Annotated in this window: 26 protein-coding genes and 1 tRNA gene; 6 read left to right on the top strand and 21 right to left on the bottom strand. The window is 39.4% G+C overall.

Translation table 11 applies throughout. From position 1 onward, the window contains the following. Positions 1 to 423 precede the first annotated feature (423 nt). Positions 424 to 546 (bottom strand): sporulation histidine kinase inhibitor Sda, encoded by a 123-nt coding sequence (gene sda, locus FZF09_RS23435; protein WP_158738728.1) that lies wholly within the window; start codon positions 544 to 546, stop codon positions 424 to 426. A 436-nt stretch (positions 547 to 982) separates the two neighbouring features. Here sda and FZF09_RS23430 point away from each other — a divergent pair, with 436 nt between their 5' ends. Continuing rightward, entirely contained in the window at positions 983 to 1282 is a 300-nt protein-coding gene (locus tag FZF09_RS23430; protein ID WP_158738727.1) for a tyrosine-type recombinase/integrase, read from the top strand. A gap of 80 nt (positions 1283 to 1362) precedes the next feature. On the opposite strand, the gene groL is transcribed toward FZF09_RS23430, so the two are convergent. Both groL and groES read right to left on the bottom strand, forming a co-directional pair. Further along, a complete protein-coding gene (groL, locus tag FZF09_RS22200; RefSeq protein ID WP_158738726.1) occupies positions 1363 to 3006 on the bottom strand; it encodes a chaperonin GroEL in 1644 nt (547 codons plus the stop codon). Positions 3007 to 3057: 51 nt separating this feature from the next. After that, the gene (gene groES / locus FZF09_RS22195; protein WP_158738725.1) at positions 3058 to 3342 is read right to left on the bottom strand and encodes a co-chaperone GroES; all 285 of its coding nucleotides are present in this window, start codon (positions 3340 to 3342) and stop codon (positions 3058 to 3060) included. Between the two features lie 383 nt (positions 3343 to 3725). On the opposite strand from groES, the gene FZF09_RS22190 reads away from it, so the two are divergent. Both FZF09_RS22190 and FZF09_RS22185 read left to right on the top strand, forming a co-directional pair. Next, positions 3726 to 4442, top strand: a complete 717-nt coding sequence (locus FZF09_RS22190; RefSeq protein WP_158738724.1) for a CPBP family intramembrane glutamic endopeptidase — start codon at positions 3726 to 3728, stop codon at positions 4440 to 4442. After that, positions 4439 to 4636, top strand: coding sequence for a YdiK family protein (locus FZF09_RS22185; protein ID WP_158738723.1), 198 nt, complete (start codon positions 4439 to 4441; stop codon positions 4634 to 4636). The genes FZF09_RS22190 and FZF09_RS22185 overlap by 4 nt, the downstream gene beginning before the upstream one ends. 528 nt (positions 4637 to 5164) lie before the next feature. Here the strand turns inward: FZF09_RS22185 and FZF09_RS22180 are convergent. The 4 genes from FZF09_RS22180 to FZF09_RS22165 form a co-directional block, all read right to left on the bottom strand. Continuing rightward, positions 5165 to 6583 carry an MDR family MFS transporter gene (locus tag FZF09_RS22180; protein WP_158738722.1) on the bottom strand — a complete coding sequence of 473 codons (1419 nt, stop codon included), beginning with the start codon at positions 6581 to 6583 and terminating at the stop codon, positions 5165 to 5167. Between the two features lie 219 nt (positions 6584 to 6802). Further along, positions 6803 to 7579, bottom strand: a complete 777-nt coding sequence (tatC, locus tag FZF09_RS22175; RefSeq protein ID WP_158738721.1) for a twin-arginine translocase subunit TatC — start codon at positions 7577 to 7579, stop codon at positions 6803 to 6805. Positions 7580 to 7598: 19 nt separating this feature from the next. Then, positions 7599 to 7796 carry a twin-arginine translocase TatA/TatE family subunit gene (locus FZF09_RS22170; RefSeq protein WP_158738720.1) on the bottom strand — a complete coding sequence of 66 codons (198 nt, stop codon included), beginning with the start codon at positions 7794 to 7796 and terminating at the stop codon, positions 7599 to 7601. Between the two features lie 43 nt (positions 7797 to 7839). Continuing rightward, entirely contained in the window at positions 7840 to 8481 is a 642-nt protein-coding gene (locus tag FZF09_RS22165) for a redox-sensing transcriptional repressor Rex (protein WP_158738719.1), read from the bottom strand. Between the two features lie 283 nt (positions 8482 to 8764). On the opposite strand from FZF09_RS22165, the gene FZF09_RS22160 reads away from it, so the two are divergent. After that, on the top strand, positions 8765 to 10714 hold the full coding sequence (locus FZF09_RS22160; protein WP_158738718.1) for an ABC-F family ATP-binding cassette domain-containing protein: 1950 nt from the start codon (positions 8765 to 8767) through the stop codon (positions 10712 to 10714). An 85-nt stretch (positions 10715 to 10799) separates the two neighbouring features. Then, positions 10800 to 10985: a hypothetical protein gene (locus tag FZF09_RS22155; protein ID WP_158738717.1), complete on the top strand. Its 186-nt coding sequence runs from the start codon at positions 10800 to 10802 to the stop codon at positions 10983 to 10985. On the opposite strand, the gene FZF09_RS22150 is transcribed toward FZF09_RS22155, so the two are convergent. The 8 genes from FZF09_RS22150 to FZF09_RS22115 all read right to left on the bottom strand — a co-directional run bounded on the left by FZF09_RS22150 (position 10924) and on the right by FZF09_RS22115 (position 17509). After that, entirely contained in the window at positions 10924 to 13005 is a 2082-nt protein-coding gene (locus FZF09_RS22150; protein WP_158738716.1) for a hypothetical protein, read from the bottom strand. The two genes, FZF09_RS22155 and FZF09_RS22150, sit on opposite strands and share 62 nt — an antisense overlap. 380 nt (positions 13006 to 13385) lie before the next feature. After that, positions 13386 to 13559, bottom strand: a complete 174-nt coding sequence (locus FZF09_RS22145) for a hypothetical protein (protein WP_158738715.1) — start codon at positions 13557 to 13559, stop codon at positions 13386 to 13388. A gap of 48 nt (positions 13560 to 13607) precedes the next feature. Further along, positions 13608 to 14636, bottom strand: a complete 1029-nt coding sequence (gene tsaD / locus FZF09_RS22140) for a tRNA (adenosine(37)-N6)-threonylcarbamoyltransferase complex transferase subunit TsaD (protein WP_158738714.1) — start codon at positions 14634 to 14636, stop codon at positions 13608 to 13610. Next, the gene (gene rimI / locus FZF09_RS22135; RefSeq protein ID WP_158738713.1) at positions 14605 to 15084 is read right to left on the bottom strand and encodes a ribosomal protein S18-alanine N-acetyltransferase; all 480 of its coding nucleotides are present in this window, start codon (positions 15082 to 15084) and stop codon (positions 14605 to 14607) included. Before rimI ends, tsaD begins: the two co-directional genes overlap by 32 nt. Next, on the bottom strand, positions 15077 to 15787 hold the full coding sequence (gene tsaB / locus FZF09_RS22130) for a tRNA (adenosine(37)-N6)-threonylcarbamoyltransferase complex dimerization subunit type 1 TsaB (protein WP_158738712.1): 711 nt from the start codon (positions 15785 to 15787) through the stop codon (positions 15077 to 15079). Before tsaB ends, rimI begins: the two co-directional genes overlap by 8 nt. Then, positions 15768 to 16241, bottom strand: coding sequence for a tRNA (adenosine(37)-N6)-threonylcarbamoyltransferase complex ATPase subunit type 1 TsaE (gene tsaE / locus FZF09_RS22125; RefSeq protein ID WP_158738711.1), 474 nt, complete (start codon positions 16239 to 16241; stop codon positions 15768 to 15770). Before tsaE ends, tsaB begins: the two co-directional genes overlap by 20 nt. A gap of 44 nt (positions 16242 to 16285) precedes the next feature. Beyond that, positions 16286 to 17272, bottom strand: a complete 987-nt coding sequence (thiL, locus tag FZF09_RS22120) for a thiamine-phosphate kinase (protein WP_158738710.1) — start codon at positions 17270 to 17272, stop codon at positions 16286 to 16288. Positions 17273 to 17432: 160 nt separating this feature from the next. Further along, positions 17433 to 17509, bottom strand: a tRNA-Met gene (locus FZF09_RS22115). A 161-nt stretch (positions 17510 to 17670) separates the two neighbouring features. On the opposite strand from FZF09_RS22115, the gene FZF09_RS22110 reads away from it, so the two are divergent. After that, positions 17671 to 17811, top strand: a complete 141-nt coding sequence (locus FZF09_RS22110) for a hypothetical protein (protein WP_158738709.1) — start codon at positions 17671 to 17673, stop codon at positions 17809 to 17811. Here FZF09_RS22110 and FZF09_RS22105 read toward each other — a convergent pair. The 6 genes from FZF09_RS22105 to FZF09_RS22080 form a co-directional block, all read right to left on the bottom strand. Further along, a complete protein-coding gene (locus tag FZF09_RS22105; protein ID WP_158738708.1) occupies positions 17789 to 17947 on the bottom strand; it encodes a hypothetical protein in 159 nt (52 codons plus the stop codon). The two genes, FZF09_RS22110 and FZF09_RS22105, sit on opposite strands and share 23 nt — an antisense overlap. 209 nt (positions 17948 to 18156) lie before the next feature. Beyond that, positions 18157 to 19299, bottom strand: coding sequence for a trans-sulfuration enzyme family protein (locus tag FZF09_RS22100; RefSeq protein WP_158738707.1), 1143 nt, complete (start codon positions 19297 to 19299; stop codon positions 18157 to 18159). 40 nt (positions 19300 to 19339) lie between these two features. Then, a complete protein-coding gene (locus tag FZF09_RS22095) occupies positions 19340 to 20302 on the bottom strand; it encodes a 5-oxoprolinase subunit C family protein (RefSeq protein WP_158738706.1) in 963 nt (320 codons plus the stop codon). Continuing rightward, positions 20302 to 21069, bottom strand: coding sequence for a LamB/YcsF family protein (locus FZF09_RS22090; protein WP_158738705.1), 768 nt, complete (start codon positions 21067 to 21069; stop codon positions 20302 to 20304). Before FZF09_RS22090 ends, FZF09_RS22095 begins: the two co-directional genes overlap by 1 nt. Next, entirely contained in the window at positions 21066 to 21797 is a 732-nt protein-coding gene (pxpB, locus tag FZF09_RS22085; protein WP_158738704.1) for a 5-oxoprolinase subunit PxpB, read from the bottom strand. The genes FZF09_RS22090 and pxpB overlap by 4 nt, the downstream gene beginning before the upstream one ends. Positions 21798 to 21815: 18 nt before the next feature. Further along, positions 21816 to 23015, bottom strand: coding sequence for an NRAMP family divalent metal transporter (locus FZF09_RS22080; RefSeq protein ID WP_158738703.1), 1200 nt, complete (start codon positions 23013 to 23015; stop codon positions 21816 to 21818). Between the last annotated feature and the right edge of the window lie 332 nt (positions 23016 to 23347).

The following is a 23347-nucleotide window of genomic DNA, read 5'->3' as shown; positions in this document are numbered from 1 at the left end:
TTCCGATTATCAAAAAACGATAATCGGAATCTTTTTTACTATTTCGGGCTAGTTATGTCCCAGCCCCAATTTCAATTGTGTGTTCACTGAAAGCTTTTTAAAATGGGCAGCAGATTAATTTTGCTACTCTTCCGTTTTATCTATAATAACAATAAATTCTTTATCTTTTACTGGTTATACTCGGCTATTAACACAAACTCTTTTTTATTATTCCGATACAAATCAAGGACCTTGTATAATTGTGTTTGTAATTGGTCGGTACTTCTAGCTGTTATCGTATGAAAATCTTTTTAATAACAACCTCTTTCTCCACTATTTATCACCTCCATCTTTATAGTTCAACAGTGATTACAAAAGCCCTACAAAAGTATGAAAAAATAGCAACGAATTTTTCGTCGCTATCTTATTATTTGTGATGATATATTACTGAGGTACAAATTGGGTGTACAACACTCCTTTTAGAAGGTTGAGAAAATCTTCACCAAGGGCCAATTCCTTTGCCTTCTCGTAAGTTTTCGATAAAACCGATGTTGATATTTCCTTCACACAATTTCTCTAATTTCGGTTTCCTGCTTTGTAATTCTGTAATCAATTAAATTGAAAGAATCGCCATTCCTTGAGAACGTTCTATACTTCTATATTTTTCGTTCATTTTTTTGCATGGATTAAGAACAGTCCACCTCTACAAAAACGGGTATATTCTTATAATTGAATGTAGCATCACAGACTATAGAGGTTTCCCCCGCTTCTACCAGCATTTCGTTCTCCCAAGATGAAGGGCAGTTCATGAAAATATAATATTGATTTCGCAACAAATAATGTTGAATGTTCGTTGTTCTTTTCCGTACTATCTCAGCACCTACTCTTTCTCTTCCATTTTTGTTAAGTATCACTATAGAAGAAAGTATCATGAAATTACTAAAATCACTTCAAAAGCGTTTTATGAAGTCATATAAAGAGGAAGAGTATCACGACGAAAACTTTGTCTTTTGTCACCCGAGAGGATACCCGTTTATCCAAAAAAACCATTAGTACACGTATGACCAGACTTTTGCAATTCACAGACTTTAAAAAAACACGCTACTCTCATATTTTTAAATACACCCAAATCAACATGATGACAGAAGCAGGGGTAGACTTGCCTACAATCATGGAACGAGTGGGATACGATGATGCACAAACCACATTAAAGATTTATACGCACATCACCAAGAAAATGAAAAAGGACGCTTTCGCCAGAGTCAAAAATCTGTACGAAAACGCCCTTTCTAAAATATTGTGATAATCTTGTGATAATCCGAGGGGAATGTGCTTACGAAAACCTTTGTAAATACTGGTGTATAAGCATTTACAGCAAAGGTTTTACATCATGCCGCCCATTCCTCCCATGCCGCCCATGTCTGGCATTCCGCCGCCGGCACCGCCGCCTTCATTTTCTTCAGGCTGGTCAGCGATAACAGCTTCCGTAGTAAGGAACATAGCGGAAACAGAGGAAGCGTGCTGCAATGCAGAACGAGTAACTTTTGTAGGATCTACAATACCTGCTTCAACCATGTCTACCCACTCGCCAGTAGCAGCGTTAAATCCGGTACCTACTTTTTCACCTTTCATGCGCTCTACTACAACGGAGCCTTCAAGGCCTGCATTGTGGGAGATTTGACGAAGCGGCTCTTCTAATGCGCGCAGCACGATGTTTCTGCCTGTTGCTTCATCTCCATCAACAGAGATAGCCTGCACAGCTTTATAAACGTTCATAAGAGCTGTACCACCACCGGAGACAATACCTTCTTCTACTGCAGCGCGAGTAGAGTTCAGTGCGTCTTCGATGCGAAGCTTGCGTTCTTTCATTTCTGTTTCAGAAGCAGCGCCGACTTTAACAACAGCTACACCGCCTGCAAGCTTAGCAAGACGCTCTTGCAGTTTTTCACGGTCAAATTCAGAAGTTGTTTCTTCGATTTGTGCTTTAATTTGGTTCACACGGCCGGAAATGTCTTCAGGCTTGCCGGAGCCTTCAACAATCGTAGTGTCATCTTTGTTTACAACTACTTTTCCTGCACGGCCAAGTTGGTCAATGGTAGCAGATTTCAGGTCAAGACCAAGGTCTTCCGTGATTACTTCGCCGCCTGTGAGAAGAGCAATGTCTTCAAGCATTGCTTTACGACGGTCGCCAAAGCCTGGTGCTTTTACTGCTACAGCATTGAACGTACCGCGAAGTTTGTTCACCACTAGTGTAGCAAGTGCTTCACCTTCAACATCTTCAGCAATGATTAAGATTGGTTTGTTTTGCTGAACCACTTGTTCAAGAAGCGGAAGAACTTCTTGGATATTGGTGATCTTCTTATCTGTGATAAGAATGTATGGATCTTCTAGTTCCGCAACCATTTTATCGGAGTCTGTCACCATGTAAGGAGACGCGTATCCGCGATCAAACTGCATACCTTCAACTACTTCAAGTTCTGTTTCAAGACCGCGGGACTCTTCTACCGTGATAACGCCGTCATTTCCTACACGATTCATAGCTTCAGAAATGATTTGGCCTACTTCATCACTAGATGCGGAAACAGATGCAACTTGTGCGATAGATTCGCTGCTTTCGATCGGCTTAGAAATCTTTTTCAATTCTTCTACAGCCACTTCCGTAGCTTTTTCAATCCCTTTGCGGATTCCCATTGGGTTCGCACCGGAAGTTACGTTTTTCAAGCCTTCTTGAATCATAGCTTGAGCCAAAACAGTCGCTGTTGTTGTACCATCACCAGCGATATCATTTGTTTTGCTGGCTACTTCAGATACGAGCTGAGCACCCATGTTTTCAAAGTTGTCTTCGAGCTCAATTTCTTTAGCAATTGTAACACCGTCATTTGTAATAAGCGGAGAACCAAATTTTTTCTCCAATACAACGTTGCGGCCTTTTGGCCCTAATGTTACTTTTACAGCATTAGCAAGCTCATCTACCCCACGCATCATTGCACGGCGGGCGTCTTCACGGAATTTGATATCTTTAGCCATCGTTTCAACCTCCTGAATAAATGTAATATGTAGGGTTTTTAGACCCTGTTATTAACCAATGACAGCGAGTACGTCACTTTCGCGAAGGATGAGATAATCGTTTCCTTCGTACTTCACTTCTGTTCCTGCATATTTAGAGAAAATAACAGAATCTCCTTCTTTTACTTCCAGGGCAATGCGCTCCCCATTGTCTGTCACACGGCCGTTGCCAACTGCGACAACTTTACCTTCTTGAGGCTTTTCCTGCGCAGAATCCGGAAGCACGATTCCGCTTTTTGTTTTTTCTTCAGTTTGGACTTGCTCGATTACGAGTCGATCACCAAGAGGCTTTAACAAGGTAAACACCCTCCTTTAGGATTTTCTCGGCAACTGCTGCAAACAGCGGCAGCACGGATTACCGACATTTTTTGATATTATTAGCACTCAAGTTAAGCGAGTGCTAATACCAATTATTATGATAATCATTTCATTTCGTTTTTGCAAGAGAAAAGAGAAATTTTTTCGAAAATGTTTAGTCATTGATTCATACTCTTTTTTCTCTCTGAAGTTTGACCGCACTTTTACTTCTTTTAAGAAATTGCCCCTCATTCAAATTTTCCCTTTATTTCCAAGTTTTAATCCTCCTCTTGTCACAATAACTTCACATACCTTATGACTCTCGTTTCTAATCACGTTATGATACAATACGGGCATATGCTTAATAGAGGAGTTGAACTAAGGTGAACAGTCGTTATTGGGCTATACTTATTGTTTACATATTAATGCATGTTTCCGGAATTTTTGGCGTGCCTTTTCTTTATGGTAGAGGATTAGATCTAAACGAAAGTTTTGCGGCCTGGAGCATGTGGAGTTTTATTGTTACATTACTTCTCATCTTACTTTTACTCCTTCCAGAACGCCGCTACAAACACCCGAGGTTAGAACGCACGACGACAGGACATGCAGTGAAGTGGTCTATTTTTGGGATATTTTTGGCATTTATTGCTCAATATCTAGCGATTATGATTGAAACATATGCATTTGGTATTGAACCTGGTTCAGAAAATACACAGGATATACTAGAAATGGTAAAGATGGTTCCTATATTTGCCATCGTTGTTGCTATCATTGGTCCTATCTTAGAGGAAATCGTATTTAGAAAAGTAATATTTGGGGCATTCTATAAACGTTTTAACTTTGTTATTTCTGCGTTATTAAGCTCTGTTATTTTCGCAATTGTGCACCTTGATTTTACACACATATTAATTTATACCGCTGTTGGTTTTACTTTCTCGTTTTTATACGTCAAAACAGGACGGATTATCGTACCTATTATCGCCCATGTAGCTATGAATGGTTATGCTGTCATTATACAGGTGCTATTAGGAGATAAGCTGCAAGAAATGCAGGAAGAACTCGAACAGATGCAATTCATCTTAGGAGGATGGCCTTTATGAATTTTTCTCCAAACACAATGGGAATGATATATTTTGCTCTTGCCGGGCTGTTTATTTATCTAGCTATTCAAAACGTAAATACGTCATCCTGGGACTTTTGGGCTTTCTTTTTTGCAGGTGTTGCGGCTATCGACATTATGGTAGGTATCCGTTTTTTCAGAATGAAACCTAGAGATGGAAAAGAAAAGAAATAAGAAAAGCTTGGCGCTTATGCCAAGCTTTTTTTTGCACTGTTTTAGGTTTAAACGTGTAAAAACACTCTTATGCTGTAACCATCATCGATGAGGGGGATGAAAAAAGCCAAACGACTATGGAACGGGTCCCCCGCCTAAAGAAGCCATCTAAAAGGGATCCCTTATCCTTACGGGTTTATCATAAAGCAAGGACCTCAGAATATCGTTGGGTGTATCTTTATTTTGAAGGGAAGGCAATTGAATGTGAAATGATTTCGCATCCCTTCTTTTCGTAAAGAGCAGTTGTTCGTGTAAAGATCGATAAACGAAATGACATTTTAAGAAAAAATCATGCCATTCAACGTACTGCACACCGCACCGACGTTATTAAAGCGGAGTTTTTTGTTTACACTTTTCATTCCACTGATAGAGAAGTATAAAATTTTAGCATGGATGAAACATCGACGTGCTCAAAATTTTGAAGATATCAGTACAAGTGCAGCTAGGCAATCGCCTTCACCTAAAGGCTTGACGCCAGCCAAGTTTTCTTTATTCTTCCTCTCTTTCTTTCTGAGAATGCTTGGCTTTCTTCCCCAATAGATAAGCTGCAGGTATAGACAATAATGTAATCGTTCCAAGGACGGCAAAGCTTTCTGTAATAGCTTGAATGCTTGCAGATTCACTAGAATCGCTGTTGTTCGCGAACAGCTGAGAACGTCTTACCTCAAAATAGATTGATACAAACACAATACCAAGTGCATTACTCATTTGCCGAAATACGCTGTTCATAGCTGAACCTCTAGAAACAAGAGCTTCGGGTATAGAATTAATGCCAGCCGTAGAAGCTGGGATACTGCAAAGTCCCATTCCAATCCCCCGCACAGCCATCCATATAAACACCCAAATTAAAGCCGACTCCAGAGAAAGAAAAGCAAGTGCGATAGTACCTGCACCTAATACCGTTGTTCCTGTGGTCACAACTAGTACAGGCTTTCCTTTATCTAATAAACGTCCGCCAAGATTAATAAAAACCCCGCTCATTAAAGCGGTCGGTAAAAATATCAATCCTGTTATCACCGCATCATAACCATATACATTCTGGACGAGCAAAGGAATTAAAAAGATACCAGCAAACAATCCAACGCTAGATAGACCTGTGATATGCATACTTAATGAATAGGCACTAATCCGAAAGATCGACAAATCCAAAAGGGGATACGCAGCTCTTTTTTCAATCTGTGTAAAAATAAATAAACACACTATCCCAGAGACGATACAAATGATATTTAATGGAGAACGTAAGTCCACATACGTAGAAATATTCCCTAAGGCAAATAAAAGGAGGCCAACTCCTCCTGTAACAAATAAAAAACCCCATTTATCAAAACGGATATTCGGATTCGTTTCCGTATCTATTAAGAATATTTTCGCAAAAAAGATTGCTGTGATTCCAAATGGAATGTTAACTAAAAATAAATAATGCCAGCTTGCCATTTCAACAATTATTCCCCCGGCAGCAGGGCCCACTGTCGGAGCAAGCATTGCTGCAATTCCCCACACTCCTGTCGCCATTCCCCGCTCATTTCGTGGAAAAGCCTCAAAAATTAATGCCATAGAAAGAGGCATCATTAATCCTCCACCTACCCCTTGAATACTTCGAAAAAAGACTAATGCTTCAAGGTCCCAAGACAAACTTCCCAAAAAAGAACCTGCCGTAAAAATACAAAGACCTGTTATATACACTTTTTTCTTCCCAAATTTATCGCCAAGAAAGCCTGTAAGGGGCATTGTCACTCCCATTGCTACCATAAAAATAGTGATGATCCATCCAACCGCAGCTGCATTTACTTCAAAAATGTCCATAAAGCGAGGAAGGGCTGGATTTAACATGCTATTGTTCAAGATCATGGTAAAGGTTCCCATCAGGAGTGAGATAACAATCAACCATTTGCTGGGTAATTTCTTCATTGAGCTCACCATCCAATAAGAACAGCTCAAACGTCTGAGCGGGAAAGAACAGCATAGGCCTTACGAAGTTTCAAAAACGTTGCCTGCAGACTTTTGAACTGCACCGCAACACTCGCGCTTTTTTAGAAGAGGATCTTTCTTCACCGTGAGCAGACAGGCGCTGGCTGTATAACAAAACTGCCTGGTTCGCTATCTGATACGTCCCAGGCAGTTTCTTGATTATTTTATATTTCGTTCCTTATCTTCTTTTGCCCATTGTTCCATTTTTTCTTGTTCCGCTTTTAATACTTTTTTATATGAAAATCTTGAAATGGTGATACTTATTTCATATAAGAGGAAAAGAGGAACGGTTACCATTAAATGGGAGACAATTTCCGGCGGTGTGATGAAACCAGCCAATATCAACAATGCAAAATAAGCAAATTTCCTGACTTTTCGCAGCCATGCCGGCGTCACCAATCCCAATCGCGTCAGAAACATAACAACGACCGGAAGTTGAAACAAAAATCCAAACGGAATGGTAAGCTGAAACAAAAAAGCAAAATAATCATTAACACCGTACTGTTCGGTCAAATTAAGCCTATCAGATAGGTTGCTTAAAAAGTGAATGACATTTGGAAAAAGAATAAAATAAGCAAAAGCCAACCCGCCAAAAAACAATATCGTTGCTATCGGAATATAAGCTAGCGTTACTTTCTTTTCTTTTTCTAATAACCCAGGTGCCACAAAAGCCCAGAGTTGATATAAAAGTAAAGGAAAGATTAAAATTAATCCAATAAAAAAGGAAAAATTCATATACAGTTTCAGTGAATCCGTTAATTTGAACACATTCATCGGAAAGCTTTCTGCTTCCGGTATATTTTGCAAATAAGTAATAAGCACCGGAGAAAGAAACAGACCAAAAATCATGGCAGCAAGAAAAAAACCTCCCACGATTAATATCCTTTTGCGTAATTCCCCGATGTGCTCATAAATGGACATATCGTTCTGAGCCATGATGTACCCGTCCTATTCCTTACTTGTCTGCGCTTGAATTTTGTTTGCTTTTATTTTTGGAATCATCATCATCATCATCTGCAAGTCCTTTGGTAGCATGTTTAAATTCTCGCAGCGTATTACCAGCTGCTCGTCCAAGCTCCGGCAATTTTTTCGGACCAAAAATAAGCAGTGCCACCAACACAATTAATGCAATACTCCCTGGACCTAAAGGCATGTGAGCCACCTCCATCTAAAATAGTATACCTCTAACTATACCTCTAACTTAAAGGATAGTTTTTCAAAAAATATACAAGCGTTTGTAATTCAACAGATAAATCAATATGATGTACTCTTATATGATCCGGAACAGTTATACGGGCAGGAGTAAAATTTAATATTCCTTTTATCCCTGCTTCCACAAGCGTATCTGCCGTCTGCTGTGCAACTGCAGCAGGTACAGTCAATATAGCAACAGAAGCGTCATTCTTATCTTTCACCTGTTTGATTTTATCTAAATGATATATTTCTACACCGCTGATCTCTTCGCCGATAATGTCTTTTCTTACGTCAAAAGCGGAGACTATTTGTGTGTTATCACTTTTTGAGAAATTGTATTTAAGCAAAGCAGTTCCCAAATTACCGACACCAACCAGAAAGACTTTTGTCACTTCGTCCTGATCAAGTGTCTTTCGAAAAAAAGACAGCAAATAGTCTACATTATATCCATATCCTTTTTTTCCTAAAGCTCCGAAGTAAGAAAAATCGCGGCGAATCGTAGCGGAGTCTACTTTAACAGCTTCACTAAGCTCTGTGGAGGATACGCGTTGTTTACCGGATGCATGTAAATTTTCTAAAAACCTGTAATAAAGCGGCAATCGTTTCGCAGTTGCCTGCGGTATTTTTTGTTGATCTATGTTCATAGCAGCCTCCAACAAGTTCTTCGTTGTTCATCATCTCAAGTATATCATCTGCAACGACGAAGAAGTAATGTAATACTTATCTAAAGGGGTTGGACCTGCTTTTGCTTCTTTCCTATTGTACACTAATAATTGCTCGAATGTAATAGGGAGATCTTTTTTGTACGTATTGTTCACTGTTCTGCCATAGGAAATAACCATTCCTTTAACAGCATATCATCGCGTTTTTATTAAATTTAAGATAGACTTGATATAGATAAACCTTAATAATAAAGGATGAACTTATATGATAGTTCTTCAATGTTCTAATATAACCAAATCATATGGTGCAGAAACTATTTTAGATCATGTTAAACTTGAAATAAAATCTAATGAAAGGGTTGCACTTGTCGGGCGTAACGGAGCCGGAAAATCTACCCTTCTTAAAATAATGGCCGGAAAGCTTTCTTACGATTCAGGAGAAATTATTACTCCAAAAGGAATTCGGCTTGGCTACCTCGATCAGCACAGCGGCCTCCAATCTGATCGTTGCATTTGGGATGAAATGCTTACTGTATTTACAGAAGTTAAAAAAATGGAGCAGAATTTACGTCAATTAGAAGAAAAAATGGCTGATCCGTCTGTTTATAGTGATGAAACAGCTTATGAGAAAATATTAGCGGAATACGATGTGCTCCAGCATTCTTTTAGAGAAAAAGGCGGATATCAATATGAAGCCGACATCCGCAGTGTTCTCTCAGGGTTAAAATTTGGAAATTTTGACTATGACACATCTATCGCATCTTTAAGTGGAGGCCAAAAGACAAGACTTGCGTTAGGGAAACTTCTTTTATCAAAACCGGAACTGTTGATACTAGATGAGCCGACAAACCATCTTGACATTGATACACTCGGCTGGCTCGAAAATTATTTGTCCAATTACAATGGTGCAGTGTTAATTGTATCCCATGACCGGTATTTTTTAGACAAAATCGTATCAAAAGTCTATGAAGTAGCACGTACGAAAGCATCGGTCTTTCATGGCAATTACAGCAGCTACCTCGAAGAGAAAGCCAATCGTTATGAACAAGACCTAAAAGCTTTTGAAAAGCAGCAAAAAGAAGTCAAAGAGCTCGAAGATTTTATTCAACGGAACATTGTCCGTGCTTCTACATCTAAGCGCGCTCAAAGCCGACGCAAAAAGCTCGAAAAGATGGAATTGATGGACAAGCCACAAGGCGCACAAAAATCGGCAAATTTCTCGTTTGATATCGAACGCCAAAGCGGAAATGAAGTGTTGAACATTTCTGATTTAAGCGTTTCCTACGGAGAGGAACCGCCAATCATTACCAATATGAACCTAGATGTAAAAAAACAAGAAAGTATTGCACTTATTGGGCCTAATGGTATTGGAAAATCGACTCTTTTAAAAACAATTGCTGGTAAAATTGCCGCTCTTCACGGAAACATTCAATTCGGCAGCAAGGTTACGGTAGGTTATTATGATCAAGAACAAGCCGATCTTTCTTCTAATAAAGATGTCCTGCATGAACTTTGGGATGACTACCCGCTTACGCCAGAAAAAGAAATTCGCACCGTACTTGGAAATTTTCTTTTCAGCGGCGATGACGTCTTTAAACACGTATCGGAGTTAAGCGGCGGAGAAAAATCTCGTCTTGCCCTAGCCAAATTGATGATGAAAAAAGCAAATTTCCTTATTTTTGACGAACCGACTAACCATCTTGATCTTGATAGTAAAGAAGTATTGGAGTCTGCTCTTTTAGATTATCCAGGAACCTTATTATTTGTTTCCCACGACCGTTACTTCTTAAATCGAATGGCAACAAAGATCGTAGAATTAACAGAAGATGGACTTCAAGAATACCTTGGCGACTATGACTATTATTTAATGAAAAAAGACGAAGAACAGCAGCGTCAACAACTCCGTGCAGAAAGGGAAGCAAAAAGCGGCAAGGATAAACTCTATTCTAATGAAGGACAAGACAAGGAAGCATTTATTCAAGATAAAGAAGCCAAAAAAGAAGCCCGCAAGAGAAAAAGAGAAATCGACAAAATCGAACAGGAAATCGAGCAGTTAGAAGCATCCATTGAAGCGCTTGAAGAAGAAATGCTCAAGCCCGAAGTGTATGAAAGTCATGAAAAAGCAGGAGACATTCAGCAGCAAATCAGTGATGCGAAAACGTCACTTGATGAAAAAATGAATCGTTGGGAAACTCTTCAACTCGAAGAAGCGTAATGAAGAGGAAGGAAAGCCATTGCAGTATAGCAGTGGTTTCCTTTTTTTTTAAAAGGAAAGAAATTATAAATAGTTGGTGTTTTACATGTCTAGCGCAAGCGCCTACTCGCTCGAGATTCCTTCGGTTCGTCAATGGAAAGCAAAGATCAGCTTTCCATATACCGCCCCTCCAGGACTTGTCGCTCATGAGCAAGGCGCTTGCGCTTTTCTTATTTGTGCTGGCTTTTATCAAAAGACCAAACATAGCGAGCGCACAGTAAAAAAAACATAGAAGTAGAAGCAGCTACTGCACCGGAGTCATTTAATAGCAGTAAAAAGACGGACCCCATTGCTCCTGCCCGGAGAACATCTTGTTGGGATGACTTTAACGTCTGTGCAGACTCAAATAATAGATATAGAGCAGCTATCACATAGCTGGTTAATAATAATTTTGTCCAATTGGAATGCATTATAATTTTCACATTCATTTGCATTTTTCTTGAAATGATAGATAGAATTTCTCCCCATTCTCCCTGCAGCATCAATTGAAACGCCCCGCCTATATGGGACATTTCACCGAACTGCTGAAAGGCCCATAACAATCCTATCAGTCCAAAAAATACACATACACCGCTAAGCATTAACCGCTTAGGCTGAAAATTGGTGTTAGTTGTCGTTTTTAATACCAGCGTAAAAAACATTAAACCTGAGGCTAGCATCACCCCTGCGTTTTTTCCCAAAAGAGATGCTCCTAAAATGATTAAAAAAACTAGAATCCAGACCCATATCATCTTGCTTCTTTTTTTCCAAAACGGCTCCAAAAATAAAATTGCTGCCGCGGTAAAAAAACCGCCCAGTTCGTTTCCTATCCCCCCATAGCGTGCTCCAATTAAAGGATCATAGCCAAGATAAGAGCGCTGAATCAACGAGGCGCCTAAAAAAAGATCGAAACTTAAAACAGCCAGCATTACAAGTGATACAATCCAAACAGCTCTGTGTTTGCCCCACCTTGCTGCAAGCGCACCGCTTCCTATAGAAAACAAACTTACAGCAGCACAATATATCGGAACAGAAACAACTCCCCTTCCAAATATTAATGGAGCCAATGTAAATGAAATCGGTGATATCATTCCCGCCAGCACAGCACTTTTCAAAACAAAAGTCGCTGCAGTGCTGTTTTGTTTATTCCCCTTCCAATATAAAAAGCCTGCCACTAACAGGATGACCAATAACGTGATATAAGTAGACAGAACAGAAGCACGCGTAACATGAATATGCGCTGCACCAGCCGTTTCTTTTTTCATCTCACTCGGTATGCCCTGTTTTTCTTCACTAATTAAATAATTTCCATTCCACTTTCTCGGTGCTTCTAGATCAAAAGTTTTTAAGAAACTAGGAGCTGCATCTAAACTGCTGCCGAGATATTGTTGTTTTACCGTTGGAGAATAAAACGAAGAAGATACAGGTATATGTTCATCCCATTTCACAAATGGCACCATTTTTAATCCTTGTTCAATACTTTCAGAAGGTGGAGCCATCCCTAAAAGAAAAATAGGGTGACCGCTAGTTCTTAATTCTGTTATGAAATGACGTAGTTTACCAAGAACTTCATTTTCTTTCTTGGATGAAGGGTGGGATTGACGATAAATATCACCCCATTCCACGACTGTCCATGTAGAAGCGTATTGCTTCTGTATTTTATTAATTTGCTCCACAGTTTGTTCTACATCCATTACGTAACCACCCGGAGCCTCCTCTTCCTTTTTCACCCCCGCTTCTCGATTCCCCGCTGTTTCCCCAAATTTATCCACAGTAAAAAAAGGAGCAAATGAAAAGGTTTCCTGATAAAAATCACTATGGCCTATAAAACTCGAATGTACATTATTTTTCTGTAATATTTCACCTAGCATCCCTAGTTCTGCTTGATGTGTTGTTTTCTTATTTTCTTTTATATATTCTTTAAAGACGGGAAGGGTATATTTATTTTCAAAGGTATTGATGGGATATTGAACTTCAGGCGGATGAAATACTTTATTGCTGCTTGCGGCAGGCACACCAGCACTTAGCGTTAATGTTTCACTGAGTGGAGAAACACGTCCTTCTGTTACCCGGTTTAACATAATTGCAGAGGCATTTGTCCACAACTTGTCATCTTCTTGTTCCATAAGCCCAAAAAATCCCTCTGAAGAAAGCCCTGGAACCAAAACGAGAACAACATGTGTGTTCTCCTCTTCTTTTGCTTCACTAAGAAAAGGAAAAGAAACCACAACTATTAAAGTCATCCACAGAAAAAATAATGTTTTTCTAATCATTAGGATTCCTTTCCTTTCAGAATATTTCAACTATCCACACTATCAACAGACTTATTAACATATACATGACTATATTCACAGGCTTTATTGATTTTATACACAAAAAGCTTAACTTATCCACAATATCGTTGTTAACAACATCATTATTTACGGTTTTAGCATGCAAAACACTTCTCCACATTATCCACAACCGTTTTATCCCCATGTGTATAACTCACCTCGTTACATAGTAAACGTTGTCGCTTGCTTTAACTTGGTATTAGGGGAGATCACTCTGTCTTCTCCTTTTGGTGCGAGAATCTGCAAGTTTTCTTTACTTTTTCTTAACAAGAATATTAAAACTTGGCTTGATAACAAGACCAACTAGCGAAAGTCTTAGTTTAGCTTATACTTTGTTCATTTAACAAAGTTATTCTTTCCGAAAGTATAAGAAAAGCGCAAGCGCCTTGCTCACGAGCGACAAGTCCTGGAGGGGCGCCATATGGAAAGCTGATCTTTGCTTTCCATTGACGAACCGAAGGAATCTCGAGCGAGTAGGCGCTTGCGCTAGACATGTAAAACGCCAACTATTTATAATTTCTTCCCTTTTAAAAAAGCTTAGCCTATGTTAAGGCTAAGCCTGGTACGCCGTTTAAATCCCAGCCAGCGGTTTTATTTTTTTTCCATTGTACATGAGCCGCTGCGCCAATCATTGCTGCATTATCTGTACAAAGAGAGAACGGTGGGATAGTTAATTCTACTGAAGAAGAAGCAAACGTATTGGACATTGCTGTACGGAGACCCTTGTTTGCAGCCACTCCGCCTGCTAACACTATTTGTTCTACTTGATAATGGTCTGCTGCGCGTTTCGTTTTTTCTGTTAATACTGTAATTACGCTTTGCTGAAAACTAGCGGCTAAATCTTCAGACCGTATCGTTTCTCCGCGCTGTTTTGCATTATGAAGCGTATTTATCACCGCAGATTTCAGGCCGCTAAAACTGAAATCATAAGAATCGGGTTCAAGCCAGGCAATCGGCAATTCTATATTTGGCGTCCCTTCTGCAGCGAGCTTGTCAATATAAGGGCCGCCGGGATATGGGAGTTCTAACGTACGTGCTACCTTATCGTAAGCCTCTCCCGCTGCATCGTCTCTCGTTTGACCAATCACTTCATATTCTCCTTCCTCTCTAAGCAGTACAAGTTCTGTATGTCCGCCGGACACGACTAGGGCTAGCGCTGGATAACGCCAAGGCCGCTCGAGACGCGCTGCTTGAATATGCCCTGAAATGTGATGTACCGGCAAAAGAGGAAGACGACGAGCATAAGCTACTGCTTTAGCGGCATTCACCCCCACTAACAGAGCACCAACCAAACCAGGTCCTTCCGTCACAGCTACAGCATCTAGATCATCGAAAGTAACTTCCGCCTTCTTCATTGCTTCTTCTAAAATCCACGTAATGTTTTCCGTATGATGACGAGAAGCAAGTTCAGGAACTACTCCGCCAAATCGTTTATGACTTTCTATTTGAGAGGCAACCACATTAGATAAAATGTGTTCTCCTCCTTGTACGATGGCTGCTGCGGTTTCATCACAGCTTGTTTCAACAGCTAAAATAATTTCATTTTCTTTCTTCTGATTGTTTATATTCATCTATATTCACCCACATTACGAGAGCATCTTCATAATTATCTGTATAATAGTTTTTACGAATTCCGCCAGCCTGAAAACCAAGTTTTTTGTAAAGGGATTGAGCAGTCATATTACTTACTCTTACTTCAAGTGACATTGTTTTTGCGCCATACGTAAATGCCATTTCCAAAGCATTAACAAGTAAAGTCTCTCCTATTTTTCTCCCTCTATAAGAAGAATGAACAGCAATATTAGTAATATGCGCCTCATCTATTATGATCCATACCCCGCAATAGCCTATAATTTCTTCTTCCCATTCAGCTACCAAGTAATGAGCAAATTGGTTATTCGTTAATTCATTAACAAAGGCATACCTTGTCCAAGGAATTTGAAAAGCATTATGCTCTACCCGAAGAACTCCCTCTAGGTCCTTTTCCTCCATAAATCGAATAGTTGGAAAATTACTCATCGTTTCTCTTTCCTTTATTCGATGCAAGCCAGTTTTTTTCGGCTTCAGTTAATTGCGTGTATTCAGGAACAAGTTCATGCGAAGAGATAGATTCTCCTTGATTTAAAACAACCTCGAGTAATTTACTTGGCTTTGGGAGCATATCCGAAAAACTTCCGTATACTACTTGGCGGCTCAGCTTTTCCTGTATAGCTTCTTTATGTTTATCCCATTCTTGACTTAAAAACAAGACAGGCTCTTGTTTTTCTTTTAACAAATCAATCCAGTCTTCAAGTATAATAATTCTATCTTTTTCAACTTCTTTCACACAACCGTTTTCTGAGGTGTATAAACCCGTATACACTTGCCCTCTTCTTGCATCCATAAAAGGACAAATATATCCTGAAAAATACTTACCGTTTTGTGCAAGCATTTGAAGACTAGAAATTCCATATACTGGTATATTTAATGCCCACGCCATCGATTTTGCCGTGGTCACCCCTATGCGGACACCTGTATATGATCCTGGTCCTTTTGCTACTGCTATGGCGTCCAGTTCTTTCGGTTCTATTTCAAGTTCGTTCATTAAATGATCAATCGCCGGCATCAGCCGAAGAGAGTGGTTCTTTTTAAAATTCGTTATATACTCCCCTAGAAGTTTATCATCTTCCGCCAAAGCAGCACCCATGACGTGAGTAGAAGTATCAATCGCTAAAATTTTCATTTTTTTGCAGCTCCTTGCATAGTCCGTTAAACCTTTTTCCAACAGCATTCAAATGAATACTTCTATCCGTTTCGCTTATTCTTCTTATCGTTATTTCTAACCTATCAATAGGAAGCAGATTTTTGATTTTGTCTGCCCATTCAATGACACAGACCCCTTCTCCTTCTAAGTATTCTTCTATTCCTAATTCTTCCGCTTCCTCTTCTTCTAACCGATACACATCCATATGATAAAGAGGAAGAACCCCTGTATATTCTTTTATGATCGTAAAAGTAGGACTGTTCACAACTTCCTTTATTTCTAATGCTGCAGCAATTCCTTTTGTGAAATGCGTTTTCCCGGCACCTAGTTCACCATCTAAAGTAAGTACGTCTCCTTTTTGTAAACAGCGGCCAATATATTGTGCTATGTTCATTGTTTCATCCGGAGAAGCACTTATGATTTCCAGCTGCATATACCATTCACCTGACTTTCTCGTGGGCCTTAGGTATGTATTTCTTACCTGAAGTGATTATATCCTTGCTTTTGTAGGGATTCTTTTTTTTCCCCATCAATTAACGTAACGGAAGGGCAGCCTTCTTTCACACGTCCTATTTTATAAAGTTCAATGCCATTTCGCTTCATGGCGTCCTGAAATTGTAACCAATCGCGCTCGCTTACCGTCCCAACGATTTCAAAATCTTCTCCACCGTATAAAATCCACTGCCAATACTTATCTTCTGAAAATAAAAGAAGCTCTTCTGCAACAGGAATTTGGTCTTTGAACAGCTCTATGGATGTACCGCTAGCTTCGGCAATCTCAAAGGTTTCACTGGCAAGACCATCACTGATATCGTTCAACGCAATTCGTGTTTGAAGTTTTAATGCCGTGCGTCCGGCAATTATTTTAGGTTTTGGACGCTGATGATGATTTATTAACACTTTTTCTTTTTCATTAAAATCTGAAAGACGTCCTTTGTTCAAAAGTATTTGCAGTCCTGCTGCTGATCGACCGGTAGCACTCGTAAGAAAAACATAATCACCCGGTTTGGCATTACCCCTTAACAATAAAGCATTGTGTTCAACTTTTCCGTATACCGTTACTGAGATCATAAGCTCATGTGGAGAAGAGACTGTATCTCCTCCTATCAGGTCCATTTGATAAAAAGCTCCTAAATCTGTCATTCCGTTGTAAATTCCTTTTAATTCATCATCGGACCAAGAAGCCGGCACAGCTATGGATACCATATAAAAAACAGGAATTCCACCCATAGCAGCAATATCACTAAGATTAACTGCTAACGCTTTATATCCAATATCCTCGGGACGCATTGTTTTTTTCTTAAAATGGATATTTTCTATCATGGTATCTACACAAAGAAGCTGATTATACTCCATTTCTGAAGCAAAAACAGCCGCGTCATCTCCGATCCCTTCTAAGAGATTCTTTTGAAAATGGCGTTGGGGCGTATGTTGACGAATCCATTCAAATTCATCCTTTGGCACAGAACCTCACCCTTATAGATATTTGTTTCTTACAGTTTAACGCATTCGTTTAAATAAATCATTGATTGACCATTCTTTTTGATTGAAAATGATGATAATTTATTACATAAAAAAAAAGCCTTCTTCGGGCTTTATGTGTTTATATCGTATTAATTTAAATTGGTTGCGGGGGAAGGATTTGAACCTCCGACCTCCGGGTTATGAGCCCGACGAGCTACCAGACTGCTCTACCCCGCGATATGAAAAGGAATATAATGTTTATCTCTTAATGCCACGTATATTAATATATCATAGCATTATGAAGGATGCAACCTAAAATTATATCTTTTCATTGTTAAGATGTGACAAATATGTTACATTATAATAAAGAATATTCAGACTTTAAAGGAGGGCATTACATGACTGCCTGGAAATACTTGCGTTCGGCTCTATTAGCAAACTTGGCGGTAATTGCGACCTTTGTTTTCCTGCCGATTTTTCTTCTTACCGATAATATAAGTATTTACCAGGATTTGATCAACTATTTAAACAAATCATAGACAAGCTTTTAAGAAAAGCGCAAGCGCCTTGCTCACGAGCGACAAGTCCTGGAGGGTCGGCATATGGAAAGCTGATCTTTGCTTTCCATTGACGAACCGAAGGAATCTCGAGCGAGTAGGCGCTTGCGCTAGACATGTAAAACGCCAACTATTTATAATTTCTTTCCTTTTAAAAGAAAACTTGGCTTCCCACCAAGTCCTAATGGCGAATCCCTAGTCATTTCTTCCTTTAGTACAGTTAAATTAAAGCAATGGGGAAAGACGTTCGTGTTTTTCACAATTTATTCTATATTCTAGACAAAAAACAGCACATCCATTTTTAGAGGGTGTGCTGTTTTTTTATTTTTATATTTTTGCTAGGGATAATGCTTCTGAAAATCCTTCTATGATATCATCTGCATCCTCTATACCGACAGAAATTCTAGCTGTTCCTTCCGTGATACCGAGCTCATGTCTAATGGTTTCTGGAACAGTGCGGTGAGAAGTATTTAACGGGTATGAAACGGTCGTTTCCACTCCTGCAAGAGTTGGAACGATTTTTATCCAGCCAAGGGAACGAAAAAATGTATGGATGTCATACCCCTCTCCTAAATCTACACTAACCATTGCTCCATTGCCTTTAGAGGAAAGACCTTCTGGGTAATAAACAACCGAAACATCTGTACTCTCACGAAACCATTCCGCAAGTTTTGCAGCATTTTCAGCTTGTTTCGCCATTCTGACACTTAATGTTTTTAGTCCCCTGCAGGCAAGCCATCCTTCGAAAGGACTTAAATTAGCTCCAATGTTAATCATCTTTTTCTTCGCTTTCGCTATTAAATTAGTATCTCCAACCAGTACGCCTGCTGTCACATCACTATGACCGCCAATATATTTCGTCGCACTATGGACCACCAAATCTGCGCCTTGAAGATAAGGCTGGCAGAAATAAGGTGTGGCAAACGTATTATCAATCATCACACGCAGTCCATTTTTTTGACCCAGTTCTGCCAGGTTCTCTATATTTTCAACTCGAAGAAGTGGATTGGTAACAGCTTCTGCATATAAAAGCTTCGTGTTCTTTTGTATTGCTGCTTCTATGTCATTCAAATTTTTGAAGGAGGCAACTGATACTTCAATCCCCCATTCTTGAAGTTCTTGTTGAAATAATTGATATGTTCCGCCATAAAGGTCTTGAGGAACAATAATGTGCTCCCCTGGTGACGCTATAGATAACACACCGGTCAATATAGCGGACATTCCAGAAGAAGTGGCTATACCTTCTGGCGCTTCTTCTAATTGAGCAACTCCATAGCCAAGATCATCGGTATTAGGATTGCTGTACCTTGAATACAGGTGATCTTTTTCACCGTGAAAATATTGTTCCATGTCATCTAAATCTTTAAACGCAAATGCAGATGTTTGATAAATCGGTTTGGTTTTACTTTTGTTTTTCTCTCCATCATCCATTTGAAAATGTACGGTCTTTGTATTGAAACGTTGTTTCATCTTCTCATCCACTCCTATGTGTCTAACTATTTTCGTGTTATTATAGCTTTTCTTCGAGCGCTAACGCCAAGCTTGCAAATTGTTTTCGTTCTTTTAGAAACAATGAATGCGCCTCTTCTAAACTTACTTTTTTGAATGTGATTTTTTGCCCGGGCAATACTTGAGCAGCCTTTGGGAGGTCTACCGTTATAATATTAGCTATTCTAGTATAACCGCCCGTTGTTTGTCTGTCTGCCATTAAAATCATCGGCTGTCCATCAGAAGCTACTTGTATCGTACCAAACGTTACCGCGTCTGAAAGAATATCCGCTTTATTTTTTTGGGTGACATGAGAGCCCGATAATCTAATTCCCATTCTATCTGATTCATTTGTAACAGTATAAGCCGATGTAAAAAAAGACTGAACTGCTTTTTTTTCGAAAGCAGTATATTCCTGTCCCTCTAGTACTCGAAGTTCTTGAGTACTTGGATAAGAGGGAATTAATTCTGAATGTACACCTTTCCCAGTAGACAAAGAATTGCAGGGAACTGTAAACGTAAGCTTATCTCCTTTTCGTAAAGCTCTTCCTTCAAACCCGCCTAATTTTGCTTTTACATACGTTGATTTACTTTTTAAAACTTCTTCTCCATTTATACCTCCGCTAACAGCCAAATAGGCACGAGCGCCTTGTTTTGGTCCTTTGAACGATAATTCATCTCCCTCTTGTACCGTAAAGGTTTTCCACATTGGGACCGTTTCTCCGTTTAATTCTGGCTGCAGGTCCCCTCCCGTTATTGCTATGACTGCTTGTGAAGCAAATGAAAGTACCGGTCCTGTCATCGTTATTTCAAGAACTGCTTCACGTAAGTGGTTTCCTGTAAGCATGTTTGCAATCGTAAATGCATAGTAATCCATCACTCCTGCAGGAGGAATGCCTTGACTTTGAAAACCAAATCGTCCTAAGTCTTGAATCGTTGTAAACATACCTGGCTTTTTTACATAGCAAAGGGTTTCTTTAGTCATTATTTTTTCCCCACTGCTTCTATAATAATTTTGTTGTCTTCTAATACCGACCTTAATTGCTGTACAAAAAGCAAGGATTCTGGATTATCTCCATGCACACAAATGGTGTCCACTTTTTTATTTAACACGGTTCCATCTACAGCCCGTATTTGGTGATTTTTAATCATTTGCAAAACATTTTCTGAAGCTTCTTCTGCGTTATGTGTGACAGCATCTGGAAAGCTTCTTGGTGTGAGAGTTCCATCAGGCTGATAGGTACGGTCCGCAAACACTTCATTTGCTATTTTCAGTCCTATTTTTTCTCCAGCTTTTATTAATTCACTTTCTGATAACCCAAATAAAATAAGCTGAGGATCTATGTCATATACCGCTGTAGCAATCGCTTCGGCAAGTTCGAAATCAGTACTAGCCATATTAAATAGAGCACCATGCGGTTTTACATGCTGAATGGAAACCTCTTCTGCCTGGCAAAATCCATAAAGGGCTCCTACCTGGTAAATAACGAGTCTGTAAATTTCCTCGGCGTCTAGCTGCATATTTCTTCTTCCAAAACCAGCTAAATCAGGAAAACCTGGATGAGCCCCTATTGCTGTTCCTGACTTTTTAGCGATTGCGACGGTTTCTGCCATCACATTATGATCTCCAGCATGATAACCGCAGGCAATGTTAGCAGACGTAATCAGCTCTAGCACCTTTTCATCTTCACCGACTTTATAAGCACCAAAACTCTCCCCAAGATCGCAATTCAAATCCACCTTAAGGCTCATACATCATCCTCCTTTACCATTTTCACCTCATATGTACCTTCTTTAATTTGTTTCTTTATTGTTTCATACATTGTATCAGTTATGGAAAAAAACCGTATATAATGCCCTGCTTCTAATAATACTGGATGTTTTTTCGTTACATCAAACAGCTTGACAGGAGACCGGCCAATAATATTCCAGCCTCCGGGGCTGTCTAAAGAATAAACCCCTGTCTGGTTCCCAGCAATTCCTACCGATCCCGCTTTTACTAACGATCTTGGAGTAGTTAGCCTAGGAGTAGAAAGTGTTTCATTCATACCGCCCAAATAAGGAAACCCCGGGGTAAATCCAAGCATGTATATAAGATATTCGCCTGCTGTATGGAGGTCTATTACCTCATTAATCTCTAATTGATTATGAGAAGCGACGTTTTTTAAATCAGGGCCAAACTCTCCTCCATAACAAACAGGAATTTCATATACGTTTGCAGGTGGAATGTCTATCTGTTTCGCCTCATTGCACCTTTGCATTACTTGTTTTTTTAAGGCGTCAAAGGTAAGCCGCGCCGGATCATAATGAATTGTCACAGACGTATAAGACGGCACCCATTCTGAAATTCCATTTATTTTATTTTCCTCTAAAAGAAAAGTGAAAGCTCTAATTTTCTGATTAATTTTTTTAGAGATAGAACTGCCAAACACCACTCTTAAACCGCCATCTCCCATTGCTTCCATTCGTATAGGATGCATATATATATCTCCTCTTCCTTAAAAAAAGTTCTGCAGCTGAGTCAGTAATGTGCGTATCCCCAGTACCGCGGTCCCTATGGCTACTACTCCTCCGAATACAGTCATCCACAGCGGATGTTTATAATCTTTCACAATCTTTTTATAGTGAGCTGCTAACAACACAGAACCTAAAGTTAATGGTAATATTAAACCATTAAATGCTCCAGCAAAAATTAATAAAAATACTGGTTCACCAACAGCCGTAAAAACAACAGTAGAAAATATAATAAATCCAATCGTCAAATATCTTTTATTCTTCTCAATGTTTGGATGAAAGGATGTTAAAAAAGATACAGATGTATAGGCAGCACCTACTACTGAAGTAATACCTGCCGCCCAAAGAACAAGCCCAAACAAACGAAGACCAATATCCCCTGCTGCTGTTAAAAACACAGTAGCAGTTGGATTATCCGGGTTTAAGGTAACACCAGCTGAAACGACACCTAATACAGCCAGAAAAAGAAGCACCCTCATGATAGAAGCTACAATAATTCCCGTAATAGAAGTGTTTGTAACATGCCGTAAGTTTTCTTTCCCTGCTATACCAGCATCTAGCATCCTGTGTCCTCCAGCAAAAGTAATATAGCCGCCAACTGTTCCACCTACCACTGTTATGATAGTCATAATATCAATTTCAGCCGGGGCCACAGTACGTAATACCGCTTCACTATAAGGAGGCGAGCTAACTAGCATGACATATGCTGTTAAAATAATCATTAATGCTCCCAATACTCTAACAATCCGGTCCATAGCAGCGCCAGCTTCTTTTACAATAAAAATAATAATACAGATTATTGCTGTAATAATTGCACCGATTGTTGTCGAAATACCAGTCAGTGCATTGAATCCCAATCCGCCTCCGGCTACATTTCCAATATTAAAGGCAAGACCTCCCAGCACAATAAAAAAAGCGACAACATGTCCTAGACCAGGTAAAACAGCATTCGCTATGTCCTGTCCTTTCATTTTAGATACAGCAATAATACGCCAAATGTTGATTTGAGCTCCAATATCTAACACGATAGAAGCTAAAATAACGAACGCAAAACTAGCTAGTAATTCCTCTGTAAAAACAGCAGTTTGTGTTAGAAACCCCGGTCCAATAGCAGAGGTTGCCATTAAAAATGCAGCACCTGCCATAACACTTAATCGCTTTTTTTTATGTGTCGGTTCATTCATCGTTTTCCCTCCATAAAGTGAAACCTCGCTGCCCTAGTATTTTCACCCTATTTTTCTTGATTATGTAAAAGATAAACTACCGATTTTACTATTAGTTCCCAACATGTTAACAAAAACATAAAAAACTTGGCTTGTCGCCACATAAATGAAACTATTCTAATAAAATGGCGGGGCAGTAATGTTGATTCCTGATCTTATTGTTTTATATTCGTGGTGAAATAAGAAGTATATATTTATTGCATTTGATCACCTTCTTAAACAACACAAAAAAGCTGCCAGAATTCTATTCTGACAGCTTTCATTAGTGCCTGGCAGCGTCCTACTTTCACAAA

The sequence above is a fragment of the Alteribacillus sp. YIM 98480 genome, assembly GCF_009765375.1.
Taxonomy (GTDB): domain Bacteria; phylum Bacillota; class Bacilli; order Bacillales; family Marinococcaceae; genus Alteribacillus.
This window is presented reverse-complemented; position numbering and strand designations above follow the sequence as displayed.